The organism is Pseudomonas sp. RT4P38 (assembly GCF_054897765.1).
The window spans coordinates 5070678-5089848 of sequence record NZ_CM142703.1 but is presented as its reverse complement, the minus strand read 5'-3'; the positions used below and the strand labels follow the sequence as shown (position 1 = coordinate 5089848).

Sequence of the window (19171 nt, the reverse complement as noted above, 5' to 3'; positions counted from 1 at the left end):
GTGGATCTCCGTAAGTGGCTTCTGAAGCGTTCGAGTATGAGCCTTGCGCGAAGGTTCAGTACAAATGACTGGTACAACTTTTGCTACGTCGTGGTGCGTCTGCCTGCGCCGTTGCGCTGTTGATGGGCAGGATTCGGGCAAAACGTTATCTCAAATAATGAAAACTCGCGCAAAGGTTCCAACCTTGTGCGCCAAAGTGGCTCATCGGGATCGATCTGCTGATCCCGGCAAGTCGCAACTTGGTGCATGAATTGTCTGCGCGAACTGCTTTGGTGCTTTTTTAGCCTTCAGGTCTGCCAACCCCATGGAAAATCTGCAAAGCGCTGTGGACAGTCTGGTCCATAGCTCCAATACGTTGTTCATTCTGATCGGCGCGGTCATGGTGCTGGCGATGCACGCCGGTTTCGCCTTTCTTGAAGTCGGCACGGTTCGACAAAAGAACCAGGTCAATGCCTTGTCGAAGATTCTCAGCGACTTCGCCATTTCGACCCTGGCCTACTTCTTTATAGGCTATTGGATTTCCTATGGGGTGAACTTCATGCAACCAGCGGCGGTGATCAATGCTGATCATGGCTATGGGCTGGTGAAGTTTTTCTTCCTGCTGACGTTTGCTGCGGCGATACCCGCGATCATTTCCGGCGGCATCGCCGAGCGTGCCCGGTTTGTCCCGCAGTTGTGCGCGACGGCACTGATCGTGGCGTTCATCTATCCGTTCTTCGAGGGCATGATCTGGAACGGCAACTTTGGCCTGCAAGCCTGGTTGCTGGAGCGCTTTGGCGCCAGCTTCCATGATTTCGCCGGCTCGGTGGTGGTCCACGCCATGGGCGGTTGGCTGGCCCTGGCGGCGGTGTTGTTGCTCGGGCCGCGCAATGGTCGTTATCGCGAAGGGCGACTGGTGGCGTTCGCGCCCTCGAGCATTCCCTTTTTGGCGCTGGGGTCGTGGATCCTGATCGTTGGCTGGTTCGGTTTCAACGTGATGAGCGCGCAAACCCTGCAAGGTGTCAGCGGACTGGTGGCGGTGAACTCGCTGATGGCCATGGTCGGCGGCACCGTGGCGGCGCTGATCGTCGGGCGCAATGACCCGGGCTTTCTGCATAACGGCCCGTTGGCCGGACTGGTGGCGATCTGTGCCGGTTCCGATCTGATGCACCCGGTGGGTGCGCTGGTGACTGGCGCCATCGCCGGCACATTGTTTGTCTGGTGCTTCACTGCGGCTCAAGTCAAATGGCGCATCGACGATGTGCTGGGGGTTTGGCCGTTGCATGGTTTGTGTGGCGTCTGGGGCGGGATCGCTTGCGGCATTTTCGGCCAGAGCGCGTTGGGTGGGCTGGGCGGCGTGAGTCTGATCAGCCAGTTGATCGGCACCGCGCTGGGGGTGGTCGTGGCGCTGGCCGGTGGCTTTGCCGTGTATGGGGCGATCAAGGCGTTCCATGGTTTGCGCCTGAGTCAGGAAGAAGAGTATTACGGCGCGGACTTGTCGGTGCACAAGATCGGCTCGGTCAGTCAGGACTAGGTCTCTTCGTCGTCAGCGCCTGGATAGAAACCGTGCAGCAGACGATAGCGGTCGTGCCGAATCTGGTCGGCCCGCTCCTGTACCTGATACGCGGGTAATCCCAGCATGATCAGCGCGTGGGAGGCGAGCATCAGGCTCGACTCCAGCAGTTCGGGCACGACTTCGCTGGCGCCGGCTGCCTTCAACTCGGCCAGTTGGCTGTCGTCGCGCGTGCGCACCAGAATCGGCACGGTCGCGTTGAGTCGCCGCGCTTCCTTGAGGATCAGCAACGCGATGTCGGTCTGATCCACGGCGATCACCAGTAGCCTGGCGCGCTCCAGCCCTATCGCGACTAGCAGTTCACCGCGGCGTGAGTCGCCATAATGCACACAGGTTTCACCCACGGCGGCTTCGTGGACACGCACCGGATCATTATCCAGTGCGATATAGGGTTGCTGCGCGTTGCGTAGCGCGCGTCCGATAGACTGACCTACACGACCATAGCCACATATAACGACATGGTTGTGTAACCCGGCATTGAGCGCGCTGATTTCTTCAAGTTTTGCTTCTTCGTTGGGCTTGCGATGCAGGCGTGTGGCGATGCGGGGTGCGGCGCGCAGCAACAACGGCGTGACGAGCATTGAACAAAAGGTCGCCGCTAGCAGCAGGCCGCCAAAAGCCGCGGGCATCAATTTGTTCTGCTGCATCTGTGCCATCAGCGCAAAGCAGAACTCGCCGCCCTGGGCCAATGCCAGGCCGCTGCGCCAGGCGGTTTCGCCATCGCTGCCACGCCATTTGACCAGCAGCGCAACGACGCTGCCCTTGAGCAGCAACAACCCCAGGGTCAGGCCGAGAATCAGCAGGCCGTGGCTGGCGAACAACTGCAAGTCGATCAGCATGCCGATACTGACGAAGAACAACCCGAGCAGGATGTCGCGGAACGGGCGGATGTCGGCCTCGATCTGATGCCGGTAGTGGCTTTCCCCCAGCAGCATCCCGGCGAGAAACGCACCCAGGGCAGGGGAGAGGCCGAGCAGGTGCGTCAGCCACGCCGTCAGCAGAACAATGACCAGCGCCAGAAGTACGAACAGTTCCGCGGAACGGGCCGCCGCCACTTCTTGGAACAGCCGTGGCAGTACCCAGCGACTGGCCAGCAGCAGGCCGACGAACAACACGACGGTTTTCCCCAGTGTCACTGGCAGCGCCCAATACCAGGCTTGATCGCTGCTGCCAGCGAACACTGGCACCAGGGTCAGCAGCAATACAGCCACGATGTCCTGGAACAGCAACACGGCGATGGCATTCTGGCCGTGGCTGCTGAAAATCTCGCCAAGACTGCCCAGCTCTTTACTGACAATGGCAGTGGATGACAGCGACAGGCCGGCGCCGAGTAACAGCGCAGGTGTGATTGGCATGCCGAGCAATATCAGCAAACCGCCCAACAGCACCCCCGAGCACAACACCTGCAGACTGCCAAGCCCGAACACCACTCGGCGCAATGCGAGCATTTTCGACAGGGAAAATTCCAGCCCGAGGGAGAACAGCAGGAACACCACGCCCAACTCGGCGAGGTCCGGCAGTTCTTCGCTTTCATTCACCCAGTTGAATGCAGTTGGCCCGACGATCAGCCCCACGCACAAGTAGCCCAGCACCGGAGGCAATCGCAGGCGCTGGAACAGCGCAATCACCACCAGGGAGGAGGCGAAGATGATCAACAGATTGGCAAACACAAAAACTCCGGTGATGGACGCTGGCAATTCAAGCGTAGAGGCAAATAATCCGTGAGCATCGCGCAATGGGTATTGAAGACGACTGATGTGCGTCAGCGTATTGCCGCGATCCGTTGCCGTTATGGCCCAAGGGTAGAGCATTCAATGGCTCGACGGCTTTTCGGGGCAGGCCTAGAATGATGACTTAATTTTTTCGGTTGAGCGCTCATGCTTCCTGAATGTCAGCTGTTCGGCACCCTTGGGTGTCATCTCTGTGAAGTGGCAGAAGCCATGCTGATGGAATTTGTCGAGCGCGGTCTGCTGGTGGAACTGGTGGACATTGCTGACGATGAAACATGGTATGAAGCCTACAGTCTGCGTATTCCGGTATTACGGCGGGTCGATACTGGTGCTGAGCTGGACTGGCCGTTTAGTGCCGATCAGGTTGTGGCGTTCCTGAGTTAAGCGGTTTTTGCGGTGACGGTGTTCCCGCCTGTCGAACTTTGCGATTGATCCCCTTGGCTTTACCGGTGCTGTTCGGATACTGTATGCACATACAGTTATTCGTAATGCCTGCCTTGCGTAGGCAATCCGGGCGTGAGAGGGATGAATCGTGGTCAATGTCGAACAATTGAAGAACAGCGTGAACCGTATGTCGGCGGACGTGGTGCGCGAGGCTGTCCTCGAATTGCGTCTGGATGGCCTGGTGACAGAAGGAAAAACTCCCTTCAATAAACTGCATTTCAATACCTGTTTCGCCGAAATCGAAGCCTTGTTCCAGCGCGCGGGCTATCACCGGCAGCTGGATGTCGTGGGTTATCAGGGGTTGTTGTACGCGCTTTATGATCCCGGTCGCTGGGAAGCGGTCGATGTGTTGCGCTGGCTCAAGGAATTCACCGAAGCGGCAGCGCGCACGCAGATAACGGCTTGAGGATTCTCTTCTAGGTTCGTTCCGGCCGCTGTTGGATAATGCCGCCCTGTATTGAGGGTTAGAGCTTTCGTATGTCCACTTCATCTTTTTCTGCTGCACACAACCAGGCCAGCACGCTCTACTTGCCGCCTGGCCCGTGGCAGACCGTACTCGATTGTCTGTGCGAACATTTCAGTGCCATTGGCCGTGATCAATGGCTGGACAGAATCGCCCGCGGTCGTGTGCTTGATGGGCATGGCATGCCAATCGCGTTGGACTTGCCTTACAAGGAAGGCCTGCGGATTCACTATTTTCGCGAAGTGCCGGACGAAAAGCCGATCCCGGTGGTTGAGTCGATTCTGTACGCGGATGAGCATCTGGTCGTGGCGGACAAGCCGCATTTTCTGCCAGTGACTCCGGCGGGTGAATACGTGGAGCAGACCCTGTTGCGACGGTTGATCCGCCGACTCGATAACCCGCATCTGGTGCCTTTGCATCGCATTGACCGGCACACGGCGGGGCTGGTGCTGTTTTCCGCCAACCCTCAGAGCCGTTCGGCGTATCAGTCGTTGTTTCCTACGCGGCAGATCGAAAAGCGCTACGAGGCAATTGCCCGAGCGTTGCCTGAACTCTCTTTTCCATTGGTCCATAAGAGCCGGCTCATCGATGGAGAGCCTTTCTTCCGCATGCAGGAAGGTCCGGGCGTCAGCAATACCGAAACGGCTGTCGAAGTCAGGGAGAAGAACGGTGATCTCTGGCGTTATGCGCTTTACCCGGTGACGGGCAAGAAGCATCAATTGCGGGTGCACATGACAGCCTTGGGCGCCAGCATCTGCAACGACCCGTTTTATCCGCAGGTACTCAAGGATGTTGAGGATGACTATGCCAATCCTTTGAAACTGCTCGCTCAGGGGCTACGGTTTGTGGACCCGGTCACCGGCCAGGAAAGAGCATTCGAAAGCACCATCACCCTGCAGTGGTGATCACGAGGTTCGGCGAATCTGCTGATCTTCAGCCACGAAAAAGCCCGCATAAAGCGGGCTTTTCCATATCCGGTTGTCACCGCAAAAATTACAGCTCTTTGACGGTACGAACCTGATCCTTGTTGATGCGGGTCTGCTTGCCATCCAGTTGTTCGAATTCGTAGAAACCCGAATCCTTATCAAACTGTGGCGCGTCGACAGCCTGGATTTCTCGACCGTCATTCAAGGTAATCACTGTAGGCGATGCGCAACCGGCGAGGGTAGCGAGGCCCAGTGCGAGCATGAAAGTGGCGAGGGTCCGTTGAGTCATGAGTGTGTCTCCGAATATGAATTCTTTTGGTTACTGAGCTTGAGACGTGTATAGCGCGCGCAAGTTCCTTCTCCTGTCAGTCTGACACAGAGTTGTGGGCACTTAACAGTTCTGGTGTGTTGAGGTTGGCCAGGCGTGGATCATTGTCGGGGCATTGCAGGGCGGTAGCGCCCAGTTTGCGCATGAGGCGACCCGGGCTGCGTTCGCCGTCGTTCCAGGCACTGTCGAAATCGGCCGAGAGTGCCACGGGGATAATGCACAGCAGAGGTTCCCAATGTTCGCCATGGCGCAGCATCAGCGGTTGCTCCGGGTGCTGGTTGGCGGAGTCGCGCATGCTGTTGAGCAGTGCGGCGTCGATGCGCGGTACGTCACACGGCAGCACCAGCAAATGCGTATGGCGGGCGGCCTTCAGGCCTGCGCGAATACCGGCCAGGGGGCCAGGAAAGTCGCCTTCATCGTCATGAACCAACTGGTCGGCGTAGGGCGCGTACTTTTCCAGGTTTCTGTTGCAGGAGATGATCAGGTCATCGCTCAGTGAACGGGTCTTGCGGTGCAAGTGGGCAATCAATGGCTCGCCGTGCCATTCCAGCAGCCCTTTGTCCTGACCGCCCATGCGTTGGCCGCGACCACCTGCCAGGAGCAGAATGGAACAGGGCGGCAAATGTGTATTCGAGGTCATGGCAGGTCTCCATGGGGGCGGCGAAAAAATGAGGCGCTGTGATATAACACCGGGCTGTTTCTCCTACAACTGGATGAGCCTATGACAGCCAAGGCTGATGTACCTTTCGCACCGCTCAACATCGCGGTGCTGACGGTCAGCGATACCCGTACCCTGGAAACCGATACCTCTGGCCAGGTCTTCGTCGACGGTTTGAGCGCTGCCGGCCATAACTTGGCGGCCCGGGTTCTGCTCAAAGATGATCTCTACAAAATTCGCGCGCAAGTCGCCAACTGGATTGCCGACGATGTCGTGCAGGTGGTGCTGATCACTGGCGGGACTGGTTTCACTGGACGCGACAGCACTCCGGAAGCGGTGAGTTGCCTGCTGGACAAACAGGTCGACGGTTTTGGTGAGCTGTTCAGGCAGATATCGGTGGCGGATATCGGTACCTCTACTGTTCAGTCCCGTGCCCTGGCCGGCTTGGCCAATGGCACGCTAGTCTGCTGTTTGCCGGGTTCGACCAATGCCGTGCGTACCGGTTGGGATGGCATTCTTGCCGAGCAGCTCGATTCGCGGCACCGCCCGTGCAATTTCGTGGCTCATCTCAAACAGGCGGCACCCTGTGAATCCCGCGGGTAAGCCAGGCAAGACTGGCAGTCTGATGGCTGTCGAAGTGGCACTGGCACGCTTGCTGGCAATGGCCGAAGCCTCACCGATTCGTGAGCGTGAACGCTTGCCATTGGCGCAGGTTCAGGGCCGGGTGCTGGCCGATGATCTGGTCTCGACGCTTGATCTGCCACCGTGGCCCAACAGTGCCATGGACGGCTATGCCTTGCGCGTGGCCGACTGGACTGGAGAGCCACTGGTGGTCAGCCAGAAGATTTTTGCCGGTCAGGCTCCGGAGCCCTTGACGCCTGGTACCTGCGCACGAATCTTCACCGGTGCGCCAGTTCCCGCAGGTGCTGATTGCGTCGAGATGCAGGAGAACACCGAGGTTCAGGCGGATGAGCGAGTCCGTTTCACCGAAACCATGGCCTCAGGACAAAACATCCGCCCTCAAGGCCAGGAATCCACTGTAGGTGAATTGATTCTGCCAGCCGGCACGCGCCTCGGACCGATCGAACAGGGGCTGGCCGCATCGCTGGGATGTGCAGAGCTGGACGTGATTCGCAAGGTTCGTGTTGCTGTTCTGTCCACCGGGGATGAACTGATTGAACCGGGTCAGCCTCTGGGGCCGGGACAGATCTACAACAGCAATCGTGTGTTGCTTTGCAGTTGGTTGCAGCGCTTGGGCTGTGAGGTGATCGATGCCGGTATTCTTCCGGATGATTTAGCAACCACTTGCGCTCGCCTTGGTGAACTGAAGGACGTCGATTTGATTCTTTCGACCGGTGGTGTATCGGTGGGAGAGGCTGACTTTCTGGGCATTGCCTTGCGTGAAGAGGGCGAGTTGACGTTGTGGAAACTCGCCATCAAACCAGGCAAACCGCTGACATTCGGGCATTTTCGCGGCGTACCTGTGATTGGTTTGCCCGGCAATCCGGCGTCGACCCTGGTGACCTTTGCTTTGTTGGCAAGGCCCTATCTCTTGCGTCGACAGGGCGTAAAAGAGGTTGAGCCCCTGAAGTTCCAGGTGCCGGCAGGGTTTACCTGGCCCAAAGCAGGCAATCGGCGCGAGTACTTGCGTGGACGTCTGGAGAATGGCCGGGCAATCATCTACCAGAATCAGAGTTCTGGTGTATTGCGTAGCGCCGCCTGGGCCGATGGCCTGGTTGAGGTGCTGGAGGATCGCACGCTGATCGAAGGTGACTGCGTTAGCTTTATCCCGCTGAGCGAAGTCCTGAGCTGATTCCTGCCGTAGGCTGGCCGCAAACCCGGTTGATCGAACCGGGTTTTGCGTTCATGGCTAACCCTTAATGAGCCAGGAGTGTCACGACCTGGTCAAAACGGCTATTGGCGATCCAGGCCAGCAGCCCGATCACCACAGCTGTTCCGCCAGCCGAATAGGCAAGCCTGTGTTTGATGGATTTGACGTCACTGCGGACTTCATCCATGTCTCGTCGGATGTATTTGAGGTGAGTCTCCAATTCAACGACGCGAGGTTCCATATCAACTTCTCCAGTGGGTTTTGCGCTGTTTTTGAATTCAGCTTGATGATTGGCGCGTTTTTCTGCGAACGGTACGACCGGAATGACCGGTGACCTGATCTCATGGTTATGCATGGCACGTCCCTGTGTGTTTCCTGCTGATGTTTGATAACCGCAGACGCCAAGGTGTACCAATCGCACTTGCCGGTCAATTGAGCCGATTCCTCAGGTTTTGTAAGAAAAAGTCCCGCCTTGTAGGACGCCATGCTGCTCGCCGTCAAATAATTCAAATTTTTTCGACTTTTATGTGGCGCGACGAGGTCAACATCTCCCATACGGAATTCAATCTTGGGAGTGACAACAATGAGCGAACGCAAGGCACTGTTGATTCTGCATGGCAAGCAAGCGCTCAACGAGGCGGTTCGTTCTGCCGTGGAGGGCAAGCGCCAGCAGGGTTGGGAGCTAGCCGTTCGAGTGACCTGGGAGGCCGGAGACGCACAGCGGCTGGTGAATGAAGCGCTGGCGGCAGGCTACATGCAGATCATCGCCGGCGGCGGTGATGGCACCTTGCGTGATATTGCCGAGGCCATGGCGGCGCATACGACGCAGGCCAGCCTGGCACTGATGCCCTTGGGGACCGCCAATGATTTTGCTCGTGCCGCTGGCGTGCCTCTGGAGCCCGATCAGGCGCTGGATCTTCTTGACACTGCGCCGAGCGCCATTGATCTGGGGGAGGTCGGCGGGCAGGTGTTCCTGAATATGGCCACGGGCGGTTTTGGCAGTCAGGTCACTGCAAACACCTCGGAGGACTTGAAAAAAGTTCTCGGGGGCGCGGCCTACCTGTTCACCGGTTTATCGCGCTTCAGTGAATTGCACGCGGCCTATGGCGAGTTGCAGGGTCCTGATTTTCAGTGGAGTGGCGAGCTGTTGGCATTGGGCATCGGCAATGGCCGACAGGCCGGCGGCGGACACGTGTTGTGCCCGGAAGCGCTGGCGGACGATGGCCTGCTGGACATCAGTATTCTGCCTGCTCCGCAGGAAGTGGTCGGGACCTTGAAAAACCTGCTGACCGATGGCTTCGGCATCGACAACATGTTTGTGCGAGTCCGATTGCCCTGGGTCGAAATCAAGGTTGCGGAAGGCCTCTACATCAACCTCGATGGCGAGCCTCTGGAAGGCGACAACTTGCGTTTCTCGGCACGTCCGGCGGCACTGCGAGTACATTTGCCTGAAAACTCGCCGCTGCTGGGGTCATCGCAATTGATCAATCATCCAGGCTGATGATCTGCTCGCGAACGGCGAACAGCACCAGGCCCGCCACATCGTAGATCTGCAAGCGCTTCATGATCTGTGAGCGATGAGTTTCGACCGTCTTGATACTGAGACCCAGGCCGTTGGCGATCTCCCGGGTGGATTTTCCGCGAACGATCAGCCGAAGGATTTCCAGCTGACGCGCTGTCAGGTTGTGCGAGTCGGCAGGTTCCGGCTGGTGTTTCTGAGATCGGGTCAGCGCCTGATTGATTACGGTGTGAGCGATGGCCGGGCTCAGGTAGCGTTCGTTGTTACGCAAGGCTTCCAGGGCATGTTCGAGTTCGGTGGCCGTGGTGTCCTTGAGCAAGTAGCCATGTGCGCCGGATTCCAGTGCCTGCATGATGAGTGCAGGATCGGTGTGCATCGACAGGATCAGCACCTTGCTCTGCGGGCGTACTCGCTTGAGTCGCTGCAAGGCTTCAAGGCCACTGGTTTCCTTCATGGAAATATCCAGCAGGACGATGTCCGGGGACAGTTGCTCGACCATCTCGAGCAACTGCGAGCCATCATTGGCCTCACCGATTACCGCGTAGCCTGGAATATCCAGCACCAGAGCGCGCACGCCTGCCCTGATAAGCGAGTGGTCATCCACCAAAAGTAAGTTACAAGTCAATGCATAACCTTATTCGAACTGGCCCGTTCGAGCGCACGAGGCGCCCATGGAAAGAGAGCTTCGATTTGAGTGCCTTTGCCCGGCTCGCTGGTAACGCTCAGTGTGCCGCCGAGCTGATCGATCCGTTCCGACATCCCCGCCATTCCGCGTTGCCCTTCACGACCTGGATCCATCGATGGCGCGAAACCCAGACCATCGTCGCTGATCGACAGCGCCAATCCCTGAGGCAGACGTTGCAGGCGGACCAGCAGATTTTTCGCGTCGGCATGGCGCAGTATATTGGTGACCGCTTCCTGGGTTATTCGAAAGGCGGCCAGCGCCATTTCTTCCGGTATACCGGTTAAGCGCTGATGGCATTCCAGGCTCCAGTGCACCGACGTGTTGGCCAGTGTCTTGAGTAAATGCGCACGCAGGCTGGCTTCCAGCCCGAGACTGGTCAGCTGCCTGGGATTGAGAATGGCCGATACATCCCGAACTTTGGTCAGGGTTTCTTCCAGCGTGTCGCAGAGCACCGAACATTGACCCTTAAGTTCTTCGGGCATGCGGCGTTTGAGCCAGTCACTTTGAAGTTTTGCCGCGGTCAGCAACTGGCCGATGTCGTCATGCAGTTCTCGACTGAGCCGGTGACGTTCGTTTTCTTGAACCTCCAACAGCCGGTCGGCCAACTCTTGAGGTTGAAACTTTATCGATTTGCGCGAGAGGCAATGCTCCACCCAGACGCAGGTCAGCGCCGCAACATTGAGCACCAGCAGGCTCAGCGGCAGGCGAGTGGACAGACTGTAAATCAGCAGGCTGCCAATCGCCGAGCAGGTACACAACATAAGCGTGACCAGGCGCGCGTTTTTTCGGGAGGGTGGCCATAGGGTGATTGACTTGAGGCTGGCGTACATAGCGGATGGAGCCAATGGATGTTCGCTGCGGGAAGACTGGTCATAACGGATGACGGTCTCTGTCTGGAGTCACTCTGCCATTAATTGACGTCAACTAATGGGCGGCATAATACCACTTAAGATACCGTTGGTCGCGTTTGGTATATATATCTGCAGGGGCAGGAAATAAGAGGTTATGGACGGTAGTTCCATAATGGAAAAAGTTGGGTGGCAGGAATGTTTAATTTGTTTCGAGTTGTCGTTAACAGGTATGGAATATTCAATTGCGACCATAACGTCGCTAAAGTTAGAGAGGCAGTCACGGCAATAAAAATCGGAGCGCGGCATAGTGCTCCGATAAATTCAGGCTTGCCGTCCTGAAAAGGAGACGAGTGCGAACGGTTTGGAATTAGCAGGTGGATGAAACTGACTGTGTCCGACCTGGCAGGCGAAGGCTTCGATCAGAGAGGTCTGTTCACTGTCATCGAGGCTGAGTTGGCCGGTGTTCTGATCGATAAGCTCGAGTTGCCAGGCGATCAACGTCAGGCAGTCTTTCAGCGCACCCAAGGCCTGCTCGTGCAAGTCCACATGATTCTGGGCGTGGCTCAGCAAGCCATGAATGTGCAACGAAAACTCAGAAACCGCTGCCAGAGCGAGCGCATCAGCCTTTTTGGCCAGTTTGAGCAGGGTGCTAAGCATGCAGTCGATGGCGTCCATGTCATTGCTGATCAGTTGCAAATGACTCAGGCATTCCTCGGTTTTGTCCAGGAGCGTCTCAGCTTCGACGAGAAACTCCGCGTGCTGCTGAGCCCATTCTTTACGATCGTTCGGCATGTTTATCTCCACAACGTCATGTCAAATGAGGGAATGTCGTGTGTGTCGACGAGGACGGTCGGAGTAGCGGCATTGCCGTGCCATCGTGATATCGCGCTCCGGCCTGTCTGGCTGCAGGCTGGGGAACTCGATAGGGGGGATGGCCACTGACCTGCGATCGCACACAAAAGCCTGACTCCGTTCATGCAATGAGAATGGCGTCACATTAATGGCTATTGGATATTGCGAATATCAGGTTGGGCCTGATTGCTACTAGGGGAATCCCTTACACAGAGGAACCAACCGAACGAAACGAGGTCTCGCGGGAGGGAATGAAGCAGATGAAGTCACTTGGCCAGTAAAGCATGATGTTAATGTGACATCAATGTTCGATCGTGGCATTTTACAGGGGGGTCAAGGTCCGGCAAAAACAGCCGATAACCCCCTTTAGTGAATTCATCAGAACAAGCCCAGGAGTCATTGATGGCCGGCATTCTCGACACGGTAGACCAACGCACGCAACTGGTGGGTGAGAATCGCCTGGAAATTCTCATGTTCCGGCTGGCCGGACGGCAATTGTTCGCAATCAACGTTTTCAAAGTGCAGGAAGTGCTGCAACTGCCGAAGCTGACCCTGATGCCCCAGCGTCATCCGTTTGTCTGCGGCGTGGTCAACCTGCGCGGCCAGACCTTGCCGGTGATCGACCTGTCCCAGGCGATCGGCATGCGTCCGCTGGTGCCAAGCCCTACCAGCACGATCATCGTCACCGAGTACAACCGTTCGGTGCAGGCGTTCCTGGTCGGCGGCGTGGACCGCATCGTCAACATGAACTGGGAAGCCATTTTGCCGCCGCCGGCCAGCGCCGGTCGTCAACATTACTTGACCGCTATCAGCAAGGTCGACGACCAGTTGGTGGAAATCATCGACGTCGAAAAAGTCCTGGCGGAAATTGTCCCGTACAACGCGAAGGTATCGCGCGACAAACTCGACGATCCGGTTCTGGAACGTGCCCGTGGCCGTGAAGTGCTGCTGGTGGACGACTCTAACGTGGCACTCTCGCAACTGCGTGACACCCTGGGTCAGTTGGGCGTGAAGATGCACATTGCCAGCGATGGCTTGAAGGCACTGAACATGCTCAAGGCCTGGGCCGATACCGGTGTGAACATGACCGACAAACTGCTGATGATCTTCACCGACGCGGAAATGCCGGAAATGGACGGCTATCGCCTGACGACGGAAATCCGCAACGACCCGCGTCTGCGTGGCCTTTACGTGGTGCTGCATACCTCGTTGTCCGGTAGCTTCAACGACTCGATGGTCAAGAAAGTCGGCTGCGACAACTTCCTCTCCAAATTCCAGCCGGACAAACTCGTCGATGTGGTGCGCGAGCGTCTGATGCTCGATGAAGTGCCTGCCTGACACCCCACGCAGAGGCTGGCCTGAAGTCAGCCTTTGATTCGGCGATCAAGCTCGTATAGGGTGGCGTTTTTTGCCCACCAGGGAGCTGGCCATGCTGCGTCTGAGCGCGCTTTATCGTTATCCGTTGAAATCCGGCAAGGGCGAGATCCTGCAGCAGGTCAGCCTCGACAAGCTGGGCCTGGACGGTGATCGACGCTGGATGCTGGTGGACGAGGCCAGCGGCCGTTTCCTGACCCAGCGCGTAGTGGGGCAGATGAGTCAGTTGTCGGCGCTGTGGAATGCTGAAGGTGGCTTGACCCTCAGTGCTCCGGGACGCTCAGCGATCGATATTGCCTTGCCGGCCAGCGACGCTGAACTGCGCGGCGTGACCATCTTTCGAGACAGTTTGCGAGTCCCTGATGCCGGTGATGAGGCGGGTGCGTGGGTCAGTGAGTTCATTGGCAAGCCGACGCGTCTGGTGCAAGTGCCGCTGGATCGCGCGCGGACCACCCAGGCCGGCTACGGCAAGGATGACGATCAGGTGGCCTTCGCCGATGGCTTTCCGCTGTTGCTGATCGGACAGGCATCCCTGGAGGACTTGTCGCAAAAGGTCGGGCGTGCGCTGGAAATGCTGCGCTTTCGACCCAATCTGGTCATTGAAGGTAGCGAGGCGTATGCCGAAGATGGCTGGAAGCGCATCCGCATCGGCGATGTCGAGTTCCGCGTGGTCAAGTCGTGCTCACGCTGCATTTTGACCACCATCGACCCGCAAACCGGCGAGCGCAGCGAAGATCGCGAACCGCTGGCCACGTTGCAGAAATACCGTACCGAGGCCGATGGTGCGATGTTCGGACAGAACCTGGTCAACGACAGCAATGGCCAACTTGAAGTCGGTATGCCGGTGACGGTCCTGGAATAAGACAATCTGAATGACTGCCCTTTAACAAAAAATGCCCGTGTCCAAGGACGCGAGCATTTTTTTGCCGCTGTGAAAACCCAAGGGTTTAGCCGCGGTATTCACACAGGTAAGCGGTGTCGACGGCCACTTTCAGCTGGAACTTGCTGTTGGCGGGCACGTTGAACTGGCTGCCGGCGGCGAAGGTTTCCCAGTCGCTGCTGTCCGGCAGTTTGACGGTCAGGGCGCCGGTCACCACGTGCATGATTTCACGCTGGCTGGTGCCGAATTCGTATTCGCCCGGTGCCATGACACCGATGGTCGCAGGACCTTCAGCGGTGCCAAAGGCGATCGACTTGACGGTGCCGTCGAAGTACTCGTTGACTTTAAACATGGGCGATTCCTCGAAAAGGGCTAAAAAGGGCTGGCCAGTATGCACAAGGCCCTTGGCGCCGTCACCTCTCTAGACGGGGAGAACCAGTGGTAACAGACGCGCTGTATTGCGCGCGTCTTCCAGCGCCCGGTGTTGCTGCCCGGTAAACTGCATGCCCGCAAGTTGCAGAGCGCCATTGAGCCCCAGCGGGCGTTCCAGCCGACGAGCCTTGGCAAAGCGCTGCTTGAGGTTCATGTGCGGCACTCGGCTCAGGGCGCTGTCGAGTTGCAGTTTCTGCCATTCCTGAAGCAGCTGTTTGCGATCGTAATCGCCCCAACTGGCCCAGCCTTCGAGGCGCGAGTGATGCTGGCCGAGCCAGCGTTCGAACGACGCCCAGACCTCGCTCAGCGGCTCGGCGTCATCGATGTTGGCTTGGGTGATGTGGGTCAGTTCCCGGCAAAACGGCGTCAGCAGAGGCCGACGCGTCGGGCGCACGAAGCGCTGAAAGCTATTCAGTTCTCGGCCTTTCCGGTCCACCAGGGTGGCGCCGATTTCGATAATTTCCATTTCAGTTACTGGCCAACCACCTTCATCGGTGGTGGCTTCGAGATCAATGACCAGCCAGTGAGGCATCGCAGGGTTCCTGGTATCCGCGTCCTGATAGGGCTTGAGCGTAGCCAAAGCCAGCGGATCCGCCTAGCGGCTTATTCGACCTCCAACAAAATCTGACGATTTTTCACCTGATCACCGACCCTGACCTGTAAGCGTTTGAGCACGCCGTCGATGCCCGACTTGAGCGGATGTTCCATTTTCATGGCCTCCAGCACGACCAACAACTGGCCTTTGCTGACCGGACTGCCCTCAGTGACCAGCACGTCGACGATCGCCCCGTCCATCGGAGCCTTGAGGGTGCCGGTGCTGACGCTGACCTGGCTGCTGACCAAGGCCTGGGTCCGATCCACCAGCCGTAAACTGCCAGGCAGGGTGAACAGCCAGAGTTGTCCGGCCTCAAGACGGTAGGCATGGCGCCGCCGGATACCGTTGATTTCCAGGCTGGCCCAGCGTCCGTCGCACTGGATGATCGTTAATTCAACGTTTTGCTCAGCGACTTGAATCCGATACGGTTCCCCCGGCACAGCGTTCAATTCCACTGACCAATCCTGATCATCAAGGCCGATTCGATAGTGCAACGGCACGCTGGCGTTGTTGCGCCAACCGGCCAGTGGTGCGGGATGAACCTGCGCCGAGGCCTGATAGAACAACGTTGCGGCGATTGCCAGTTGTTCGGCGTCGGGTACTTGGGTATGCAGGCAGGCATGGTCGGAAAAATACGTCGGGATGAACCCGGTGCTGAACTCGCCACTGATGAACTGCGGATGTTCCAGCAGACTGGCGAGCAAGCGCTGATTGCTTTGCACGCCGAGCAGCACGCTGTCTTGCACCGCCCGCAGCAACTTGCGCCGGGCTTCTTCGCGGGTAGCGCCGTGGGCAATGATCTTGCCCAGCATCGGGTCATAGAACGGGCTGACGTTCTGGCCTTCGATCAGACCATGGTCGATTCGTATATCGCCCTGCAACGCTGGCTCCCACGCGGCAATGCGACCGGTTTGTGGCAGAAAATCGTGCGCCGGATCTTCGGCGTACAAACGGACTTCCATGGCATGCCCGTTGAGTTGTACGTGTTCCTGACGCAGCGGCAGCGGCAGGCCTTCGGCGATGCGTAGCTGCCAGGCCACCAGATCGAGGCCGGTGACTAATTCAGTCACCGGGTGTTCCACCTGAAGTCGGGTGTTCATCTCCAGAAAGTAAAACTCCCCGCGCGCATCCAGCAGAAACTCGACGGTGCCAGCGCCGACGTAATTCACCGCGCGACCGGCCTTGAGCGCCGCTTCACCCATGGCCTGACGCAAGTGGGCGGTCATCACCGGGCAGGGCGCTTCCTCGATGACTTTCTGGTGGCGGCGCTGGATCGAACAATCGCGCTCGCCGAGGTAGATCAGGTTGCCGTGCTGGTCGCCGAACAGTTGAACCTCGACGTGGCGCGGATCAACCAACGCCTGCTCAAGAATCAGCTCGTCACTGCCAAACCCGTGCAGCGCTTCGGAGCGGGCGGTGCGCAGCTGTTCCAGCAAGTCATTGGCCTCGTGCACCAGGCGCATGCCGCGCCCGCCACCGCCGGCACTGGCCTTGATCATCAGCGGATAGCCAATCATTTCGGCTTCGCGGCTCAGGGTGGCGTCGTCCTGTTCGGCGCCCTGATAGCCTTTGATGCACGGCACACCGGCGTCGAGCATGGCGAGTTTCGACAGTCGCTTGCTGCCCATCAGTTCGATGGCCTCGGGGCTGGGGCCGATGAAAGTGATGCCGGCATCCCGGCAGGCGAGGGCGAACTTGGCGTTTTCCGAGAGGAAACCGTAGCCGGGATGGATCGCGTCGGCACCGGTGCGCCGGGCAGCGTCGAGCATTGCCGGAATGCTCAGATAGGACTGCTGTGCCGGGGCCGGGCCGATGTTCACAGCTTCGTCGGCCATCTGCACATGCAGGGCATCGGCATCGGCGTCGCTGAACACCGCGACCGTGCGATAGCCCAGGGCCTGGGCGGTGCGCTGGAGGCGGCAGGCGATTTCACCACGGTTGGCGATCAGGATTTTTCTGAGTCCGGGCATTGGGTCTTCTCTCAAAGTGTGCGGTGACAGTGAAGGCCTCATCGCGAGCAAGCTCGCTCCCACAGGGGAATGCATTTAAAATGTGGGAGCGAGCTTGCTCCGGGCGGCGTTCCGACGATGCTTTTAAGAGGCCCACCCCGGTTTGCGTTTCTGCACGAAGGCCATGGTCCCCTCAATACCTTCAGCCCCGGTCACCGCTTCGCTGAACCACTCGGCCGCTTCATCCAGCAACGCATTCGATGGCTGTCCGGCACTCGCGAGCAACAGCTTTTTGGTCGTCGCATTGGCCTCCGGCGCGCAGCACAACACATGGGCCAGAATTTCATCGAGACGCTCGGCCAACGCTTGCGCGTCATGCTCGACAAAATGCACCAATCCCATGCGCCGTGCGTGTGTGCCATCGAAACGTGCCGCGGTCAGCGCCAGTCGGCGAGTCTGAGTCAGGCCTATGCGCTGCACCACGAACGGCGCGATTTGCGCTGGCAGCAGGCCGAGGCTGGTTTCCGGCAGACCGAATTGCGCCAGGTGATCGGCCAAGGCGACGTCGCTGACGCAAGCCAGACCAAAACCACCGCCGAGCACCGCGCCTTGCAGCACCGTGATCACCACTTGTGGTGCATGTTGCACCTCCTGCAGCAGTGCACCGAATGCGCGATTCAAGTCGCGATAGGCGCTCGGGCCTTGAGCGCGTGCGTTGGCCATGTCCTTGATGTCGCCACCAGCGCAAAAATGCCCGCCCGCACCACCGATCACCAGCGCGCGAATGGCTCGGTCGTCACGCACCGCCGCCAGTACCGCACGCAGTTCGGCGACCATCTGCAAGCTCATGGCGTTGCGGCTTTCGGGGCGGTTGAGGGTGATGTGCAGGACACCGTTATGCGATTCGAGCAGCAAGGTCTGGCAAACGGGCAAGGTGCTCATTTCTTTTTCCCCGGCAGGATGCCCATGAGTTTGCAGATGATCCCCAGCATGATTTCGTCGGCACCGCCGCCGATCGACACCAGCCGCACGTCACGGTAAGCGCGGGCCACCGGGTTATCCCACATGAAGCCCATGCCGCCCCAGTATTGCAGGCAGCTGTCGCTGACTTCCCGGCCCAGACGCCCGGCCTTGAGTTTGGCCATCGACGCCAGACGGGTGACGTCCTGGCCTTTGATGTACTGCTCGGTGGCCTGATAAACCAACGCCCGCAGGCATTCGATTTCGGTTTGCAGTTCGGCCAGGCGGAAGTGGATGACCTGATTGTCGATCAGCGCATTGCCAAAGGTTTTTCGCTCCTTGCAGTACTCGATGGTGCTGTCGACGCAGTACTCCAGGCCCTTGATCATGTTCGCCGCGCCGAACAGACGTTCCTCCTGGAACTGCAGCATCTGCATCATGAACCCCGCGCCTTCATGGCCGATGCGGTTGCGTTGCGGCACGCGCACGTTGTCGAAAAACACCTGGGCGGTTTCCGAGCTGCGCATGCCGAGCTTGTCCAGGTGCGAGCTGAGGCTGATGCCCGGCGTGTTCATCGCCACCATGATCAGCGACTTGTTGATGTGCGGTTTGTCGTCCGAGGTGTTGGCCAGCAGACAAATGAAATCGGCGCTCGGTGAGTTGGTGATCCACATCTTGCTGCCGTTGATTACATAGTCGTCGCCGTCCTTGCGGGCGGTGGTTTTCAAACCGGCCACGTCGGAACCGGCGCCGACTTCGGAAACACCGATGCAGCCGACCTGCTCGCCAGTGATCGCCGGTCGCAGGAATTCTTCCCGCAATTCATCGGAGCCGAAACGCGCCAACGCCGGGGTGCACATGTCGGTCTGCACGCCGATGGACATCGGAATGCCGCCGCAGTGGATGGTGCCGAACTCTTCAGCCGCGACGATCGAATAGCTGTAGTCCAGCCCCATGCCGCCAAACTTTTCCGGCTTGGATATCCCCAGCAGGCCGAGGTCGCCGGCCTTGCGGAAGATCTCGTGGATTGGAAAGCGCCCGGCCTTTTCCCATTCCTCGACGTGAGGATTGATCTCGTGATCGACGAATTGGCGGACGGTGCGGCGCAGTGCGTCGTGTTCCTGGGTGAAGATCATTTTTAT

General features: G+C 58.5%; 21 protein-coding genes. 9 read left to right on the top strand and 12 right to left on the bottom strand.

Annotation, left to right across the window (positions count from 1 at the left end; translation table 11 throughout):
* The first annotated feature begins 304 nt into the window (after positions 1-304).
* Positions 305-1513, top strand: a complete 1209-nt coding sequence (locus ACYZT7_RS23540) for an ammonium transporter (protein WP_462038427.1) — start codon at positions 305-307, stop codon at positions 1511-1513.
* On the opposite strand, the gene ACYZT7_RS23535 is transcribed toward ACYZT7_RS23540, so the two are convergent.
* Positions 1510-3222 (bottom strand): cation:proton antiporter, encoded by a 1713-nt coding sequence (locus tag ACYZT7_RS23535; protein WP_462041853.1) that lies wholly within the window; start codon positions 3220-3222, stop codon positions 1510-1512. The genes ACYZT7_RS23540 and ACYZT7_RS23535 overlap by 4 nt on opposite strands.
* A 207-nt stretch (positions 3223-3429) precedes the next feature.
* Here ACYZT7_RS23535 and ACYZT7_RS23530 point away from each other — a divergent pair, with 207 nt between their 5' ends.
* The 3 genes from ACYZT7_RS23530 to ACYZT7_RS23520 all read left to right on the top strand — a co-directional run bounded on the left by ACYZT7_RS23530 (position 3430) and on the right by ACYZT7_RS23520 (position 5094).
* Positions 3430-3666 carry a glutaredoxin family protein gene (locus ACYZT7_RS23530; RefSeq protein ID WP_462038426.1) on the top strand — a complete coding sequence of 79 codons (237 nt, stop codon included), beginning with the start codon at positions 3430-3432 and terminating at the stop codon, positions 3664-3666.
* A 148-nt stretch (positions 3667-3814) separates the two neighbouring features.
* A complete protein-coding gene (locus ACYZT7_RS23525) occupies positions 3815-4132 on the top strand; it encodes a transcriptional regulator (RefSeq protein WP_282380104.1) in 318 nt (105 codons plus the stop codon).
* Between the two features lie 71 nt (positions 4133-4203).
* Positions 4204-5094 carry a pseudouridine synthase gene (locus tag ACYZT7_RS23520; protein ID WP_462038425.1) on the top strand — a complete coding sequence of 297 codons (891 nt, stop codon included), beginning with the start codon at positions 4204-4206 and terminating at the stop codon, positions 5092-5094.
* Positions 5095-5182: 88 nt separating this feature from the next.
* Here the strand turns inward: ACYZT7_RS23520 and ACYZT7_RS23515 are convergent, their stop codons facing one another.
* The gene (locus tag ACYZT7_RS23515; protein WP_282380102.1) at positions 5183-5404 is read right to left on the bottom strand and encodes a YgdI/YgdR family lipoprotein; all 222 of its coding nucleotides are present in this window, start codon (positions 5402-5404) and stop codon (positions 5183-5185) included.
* Between the two features lie 76 nt (positions 5405-5480).
* A complete protein-coding gene (gene mobA / locus ACYZT7_RS23510) occupies positions 5481-6083 on the bottom strand; it encodes a molybdenum cofactor guanylyltransferase MobA (protein ID WP_462038424.1) in 603 nt (200 codons plus the stop codon).
* 81 nt (positions 6084-6164) lie between these two features.
* Between mobA and moaB the strand changes: the two genes are divergently transcribed.
* Both moaB and ACYZT7_RS23500 read left to right on the top strand, forming a co-directional pair.
* The gene (moaB, locus tag ACYZT7_RS23505) at positions 6165-6704 is read left to right on the top strand and encodes a molybdenum cofactor biosynthesis protein B (protein WP_462038423.1); all 540 of its coding nucleotides are present in this window, start codon (positions 6165-6167) and stop codon (positions 6702-6704) included.
* Positions 6688-7914 carry a molybdopterin molybdotransferase MoeA gene (locus tag ACYZT7_RS23500; RefSeq protein ID WP_462038422.1) on the top strand — a complete coding sequence of 409 codons (1227 nt, stop codon included), beginning with the start codon at positions 6688-6690 and terminating at the stop codon, positions 7912-7914. The genes moaB and ACYZT7_RS23500 overlap by 17 nt, the downstream gene beginning before the upstream one ends.
* A gap of 64 nt (positions 7915-7978) precedes the next feature.
* On the opposite strand, the gene ACYZT7_RS23495 is transcribed toward ACYZT7_RS23500, so the two are convergent.
* The gene (locus tag ACYZT7_RS23495) at positions 7979-8287 is read right to left on the bottom strand and encodes a hypothetical protein (RefSeq protein WP_462038421.1); all 309 of its coding nucleotides are present in this window, start codon (positions 8285-8287) and stop codon (positions 7979-7981) included.
* A 228-nt stretch (positions 8288-8515) separates the two neighbouring features.
* Here ACYZT7_RS23495 and yegS point away from each other — a divergent pair, with 228 nt between their 5' ends.
* The gene (gene yegS / locus ACYZT7_RS23490) at positions 8516-9433 is read left to right on the top strand and encodes a lipid kinase YegS (protein ID WP_462038420.1); all 918 of its coding nucleotides are present in this window, start codon (positions 8516-8518) and stop codon (positions 9431-9433) included.
* Here yegS and ACYZT7_RS23485 read toward each other — a convergent pair.
* From ACYZT7_RS23485 to ACYZT7_RS23475, 3 genes are all read right to left on the bottom strand, one after another.
* The gene (locus ACYZT7_RS23485) at positions 9417-10076 is read right to left on the bottom strand and encodes a response regulator (protein ID WP_449644150.1); all 660 of its coding nucleotides are present in this window, start codon (positions 10074-10076) and stop codon (positions 9417-9419) included. The two genes, yegS and ACYZT7_RS23485, sit on opposite strands and share 17 nt — an antisense overlap.
* On the bottom strand, positions 10073-10966 hold the full coding sequence (locus tag ACYZT7_RS23480; RefSeq protein ID WP_462041852.1) for a sensor histidine kinase: 894 nt from the start codon (positions 10964-10966) through the stop codon (positions 10073-10075). The genes ACYZT7_RS23485 and ACYZT7_RS23480 overlap by 4 nt, the downstream gene beginning before the upstream one ends.
* 342 nt (positions 10967-11308) lie before the next feature.
* The gene (locus ACYZT7_RS23475; protein ID WP_449644151.1) at positions 11309-11779 is read right to left on the bottom strand and encodes a hypothetical protein; all 471 of its coding nucleotides are present in this window, start codon (positions 11777-11779) and stop codon (positions 11309-11311) included.
* Between the two features lie 462 nt (positions 11780-12241).
* On the opposite strand from ACYZT7_RS23475, the gene ACYZT7_RS23470 reads away from it, so the two are divergent.
* Entirely contained in the window at positions 12242-13177 is a 936-nt protein-coding gene (locus tag ACYZT7_RS23470) for a chemotaxis protein CheV (RefSeq protein WP_462035859.1), read from the top strand.
* Positions 13178-13268: 91 nt separating this feature from the next.
* Positions 13269-14075, top strand: a complete 807-nt coding sequence (locus tag ACYZT7_RS23465) for an MOSC domain-containing protein (RefSeq protein WP_462038419.1) — start codon at positions 13269-13271, stop codon at positions 14073-14075.
* 85 nt (positions 14076-14160) lie between these two features.
* Here the strand turns inward: ACYZT7_RS23465 and ppnP are convergent, their stop codons facing one another.
* From ppnP to atuD, 5 genes are all read right to left on the bottom strand, one after another.
* On the bottom strand, positions 14161-14445 hold the full coding sequence (gene ppnP, locus ACYZT7_RS23460; protein WP_054614024.1) for a pyrimidine/purine nucleoside phosphorylase: 285 nt from the start codon (positions 14443-14445) through the stop codon (positions 14161-14163).
* A gap of 69 nt (positions 14446-14514) precedes the next feature.
* On the bottom strand, positions 14515-15057 hold the full coding sequence (locus ACYZT7_RS23455) for a 3'-5' exonuclease (protein WP_462038418.1): 543 nt from the start codon (positions 15055-15057) through the stop codon (positions 14515-14517).
* A gap of 71 nt (positions 15058-15128) precedes the next feature.
* On the bottom strand, positions 15129-17090 hold the full coding sequence (locus tag ACYZT7_RS23450) for an acetyl/propionyl/methylcrotonyl-CoA carboxylase subunit alpha (RefSeq protein ID WP_462038417.1): 1962 nt from the start codon (positions 17088-17090) through the stop codon (positions 15129-15131).
* Positions 17091-17213: 123 nt separating this feature from the next.
* A complete protein-coding gene (locus ACYZT7_RS23445) occupies positions 17214-18011 on the bottom strand; it encodes an enoyl-CoA hydratase/isomerase family protein (protein WP_462038416.1) in 798 nt (265 codons plus the stop codon).
* Entirely contained in the window at positions 18008-19165 is a 1158-nt protein-coding gene (gene atuD, locus ACYZT7_RS23440; protein WP_462038415.1) for a citronellyl-CoA dehydrogenase, read from the bottom strand. Before atuD ends, ACYZT7_RS23445 begins: the two co-directional genes overlap by 4 nt.
* Positions 19166-19171 lie beyond the last annotated feature (6 nt).

Bases quoted from the DNA above. Each gene is read 5' to 3' on its own strand.
- ACYZT7_RS23475 (WP_449644151.1), bottom strand. From the start codon at position 11,779: ATGCCGAACGATCGTAAAGAATGGGCTCAGCAGCACGCGGAGTTTCTC.
- mobA (WP_462038424.1), bottom strand. From the start codon at position 6,083: ATGACCTCGAATACACATTTGCCGCCCTGTTCCATTCTGCTCCTGGCA.
- ACYZT7_RS23450 (WP_462038417.1), bottom strand. From the start codon at position 17,090: ATGCCCGGACTCAGAAAAATCCTGATCGCCAACCGTGGTGAAATCGCC.
- yegS (WP_462038420.1), top strand. From the start codon at position 8,516: ATGAGCGAACGCAAGGCACTGTTGATTCTGCATGGCAAGCAAGCGCTC.
- ACYZT7_RS23470 (WP_462035859.1), top strand. From the start codon at position 12,242: ATGGCCGGCATTCTCGACACGGTAGACCAACGCACGCAACTGGTGGGT.
- atuD (WP_462038415.1), bottom strand. From the start codon at position 19,165: ATGATCTTCACCCAGGAACACGACGCACTGCGCCGCACCGTCCGCCAA.
- ppnP (WP_054614024.1), bottom strand. From the start codon at position 14,445: ATGTTTAAAGTCAACGAGTACTTCGACGGCACCGTCAAGTCGATCGCC.
- ACYZT7_RS23495 (WP_462038421.1), bottom strand. From the start codon at position 8,287: ATGCATAACCATGAGATCAGGTCACCGGTCATTCCGGTCGTACCGTTC.
- ACYZT7_RS23520 (WP_462038425.1), top strand. From the start codon at position 4,204: ATGTCCACTTCATCTTTTTCTGCTGCACACAACCAGGCCAGCACGCTC.
- ACYZT7_RS23480 (WP_462041852.1), bottom strand. From the start codon at position 10,966: ATGTACGCCAGCCTCAAGTCAATCACCCTATGGCCACCCTCCCGAAAA.
- ACYZT7_RS23530 (WP_462038426.1), top strand. From the start codon at position 3,430: ATGCTTCCTGAATGTCAGCTGTTCGGCACCCTTGGGTGTCATCTCTGT.
- ACYZT7_RS23540 (WP_462038427.1), top strand. From the start codon at position 305: ATGGAAAATCTGCAAAGCGCTGTGGACAGTCTGGTCCATAGCTCCAAT.
- ACYZT7_RS23445 (WP_462038416.1), bottom strand. From the start codon at position 18,011: ATGAGCACCTTGCCCGTTTGCCAGACCTTGCTGCTCGAATCGCATAAC.
- ACYZT7_RS23465 (WP_462038419.1), top strand. From the start codon at position 13,269: ATGCTGCGTCTGAGCGCGCTTTATCGTTATCCGTTGAAATCCGGCAAG.
- ACYZT7_RS23515 (WP_282380102.1), bottom strand. From the start codon at position 5,404: ATGACTCAACGGACCCTCGCCACTTTCATGCTCGCACTGGGCCTCGCT.
- ACYZT7_RS23455 (WP_462038418.1), bottom strand. From the start codon at position 15,057: ATGCCTCACTGGCTGGTCATTGATCTCGAAGCCACCACCGATGAAGGT.
- moaB (WP_462038423.1), top strand. From the start codon at position 6,165: ATGACAGCCAAGGCTGATGTACCTTTCGCACCGCTCAACATCGCGGTG.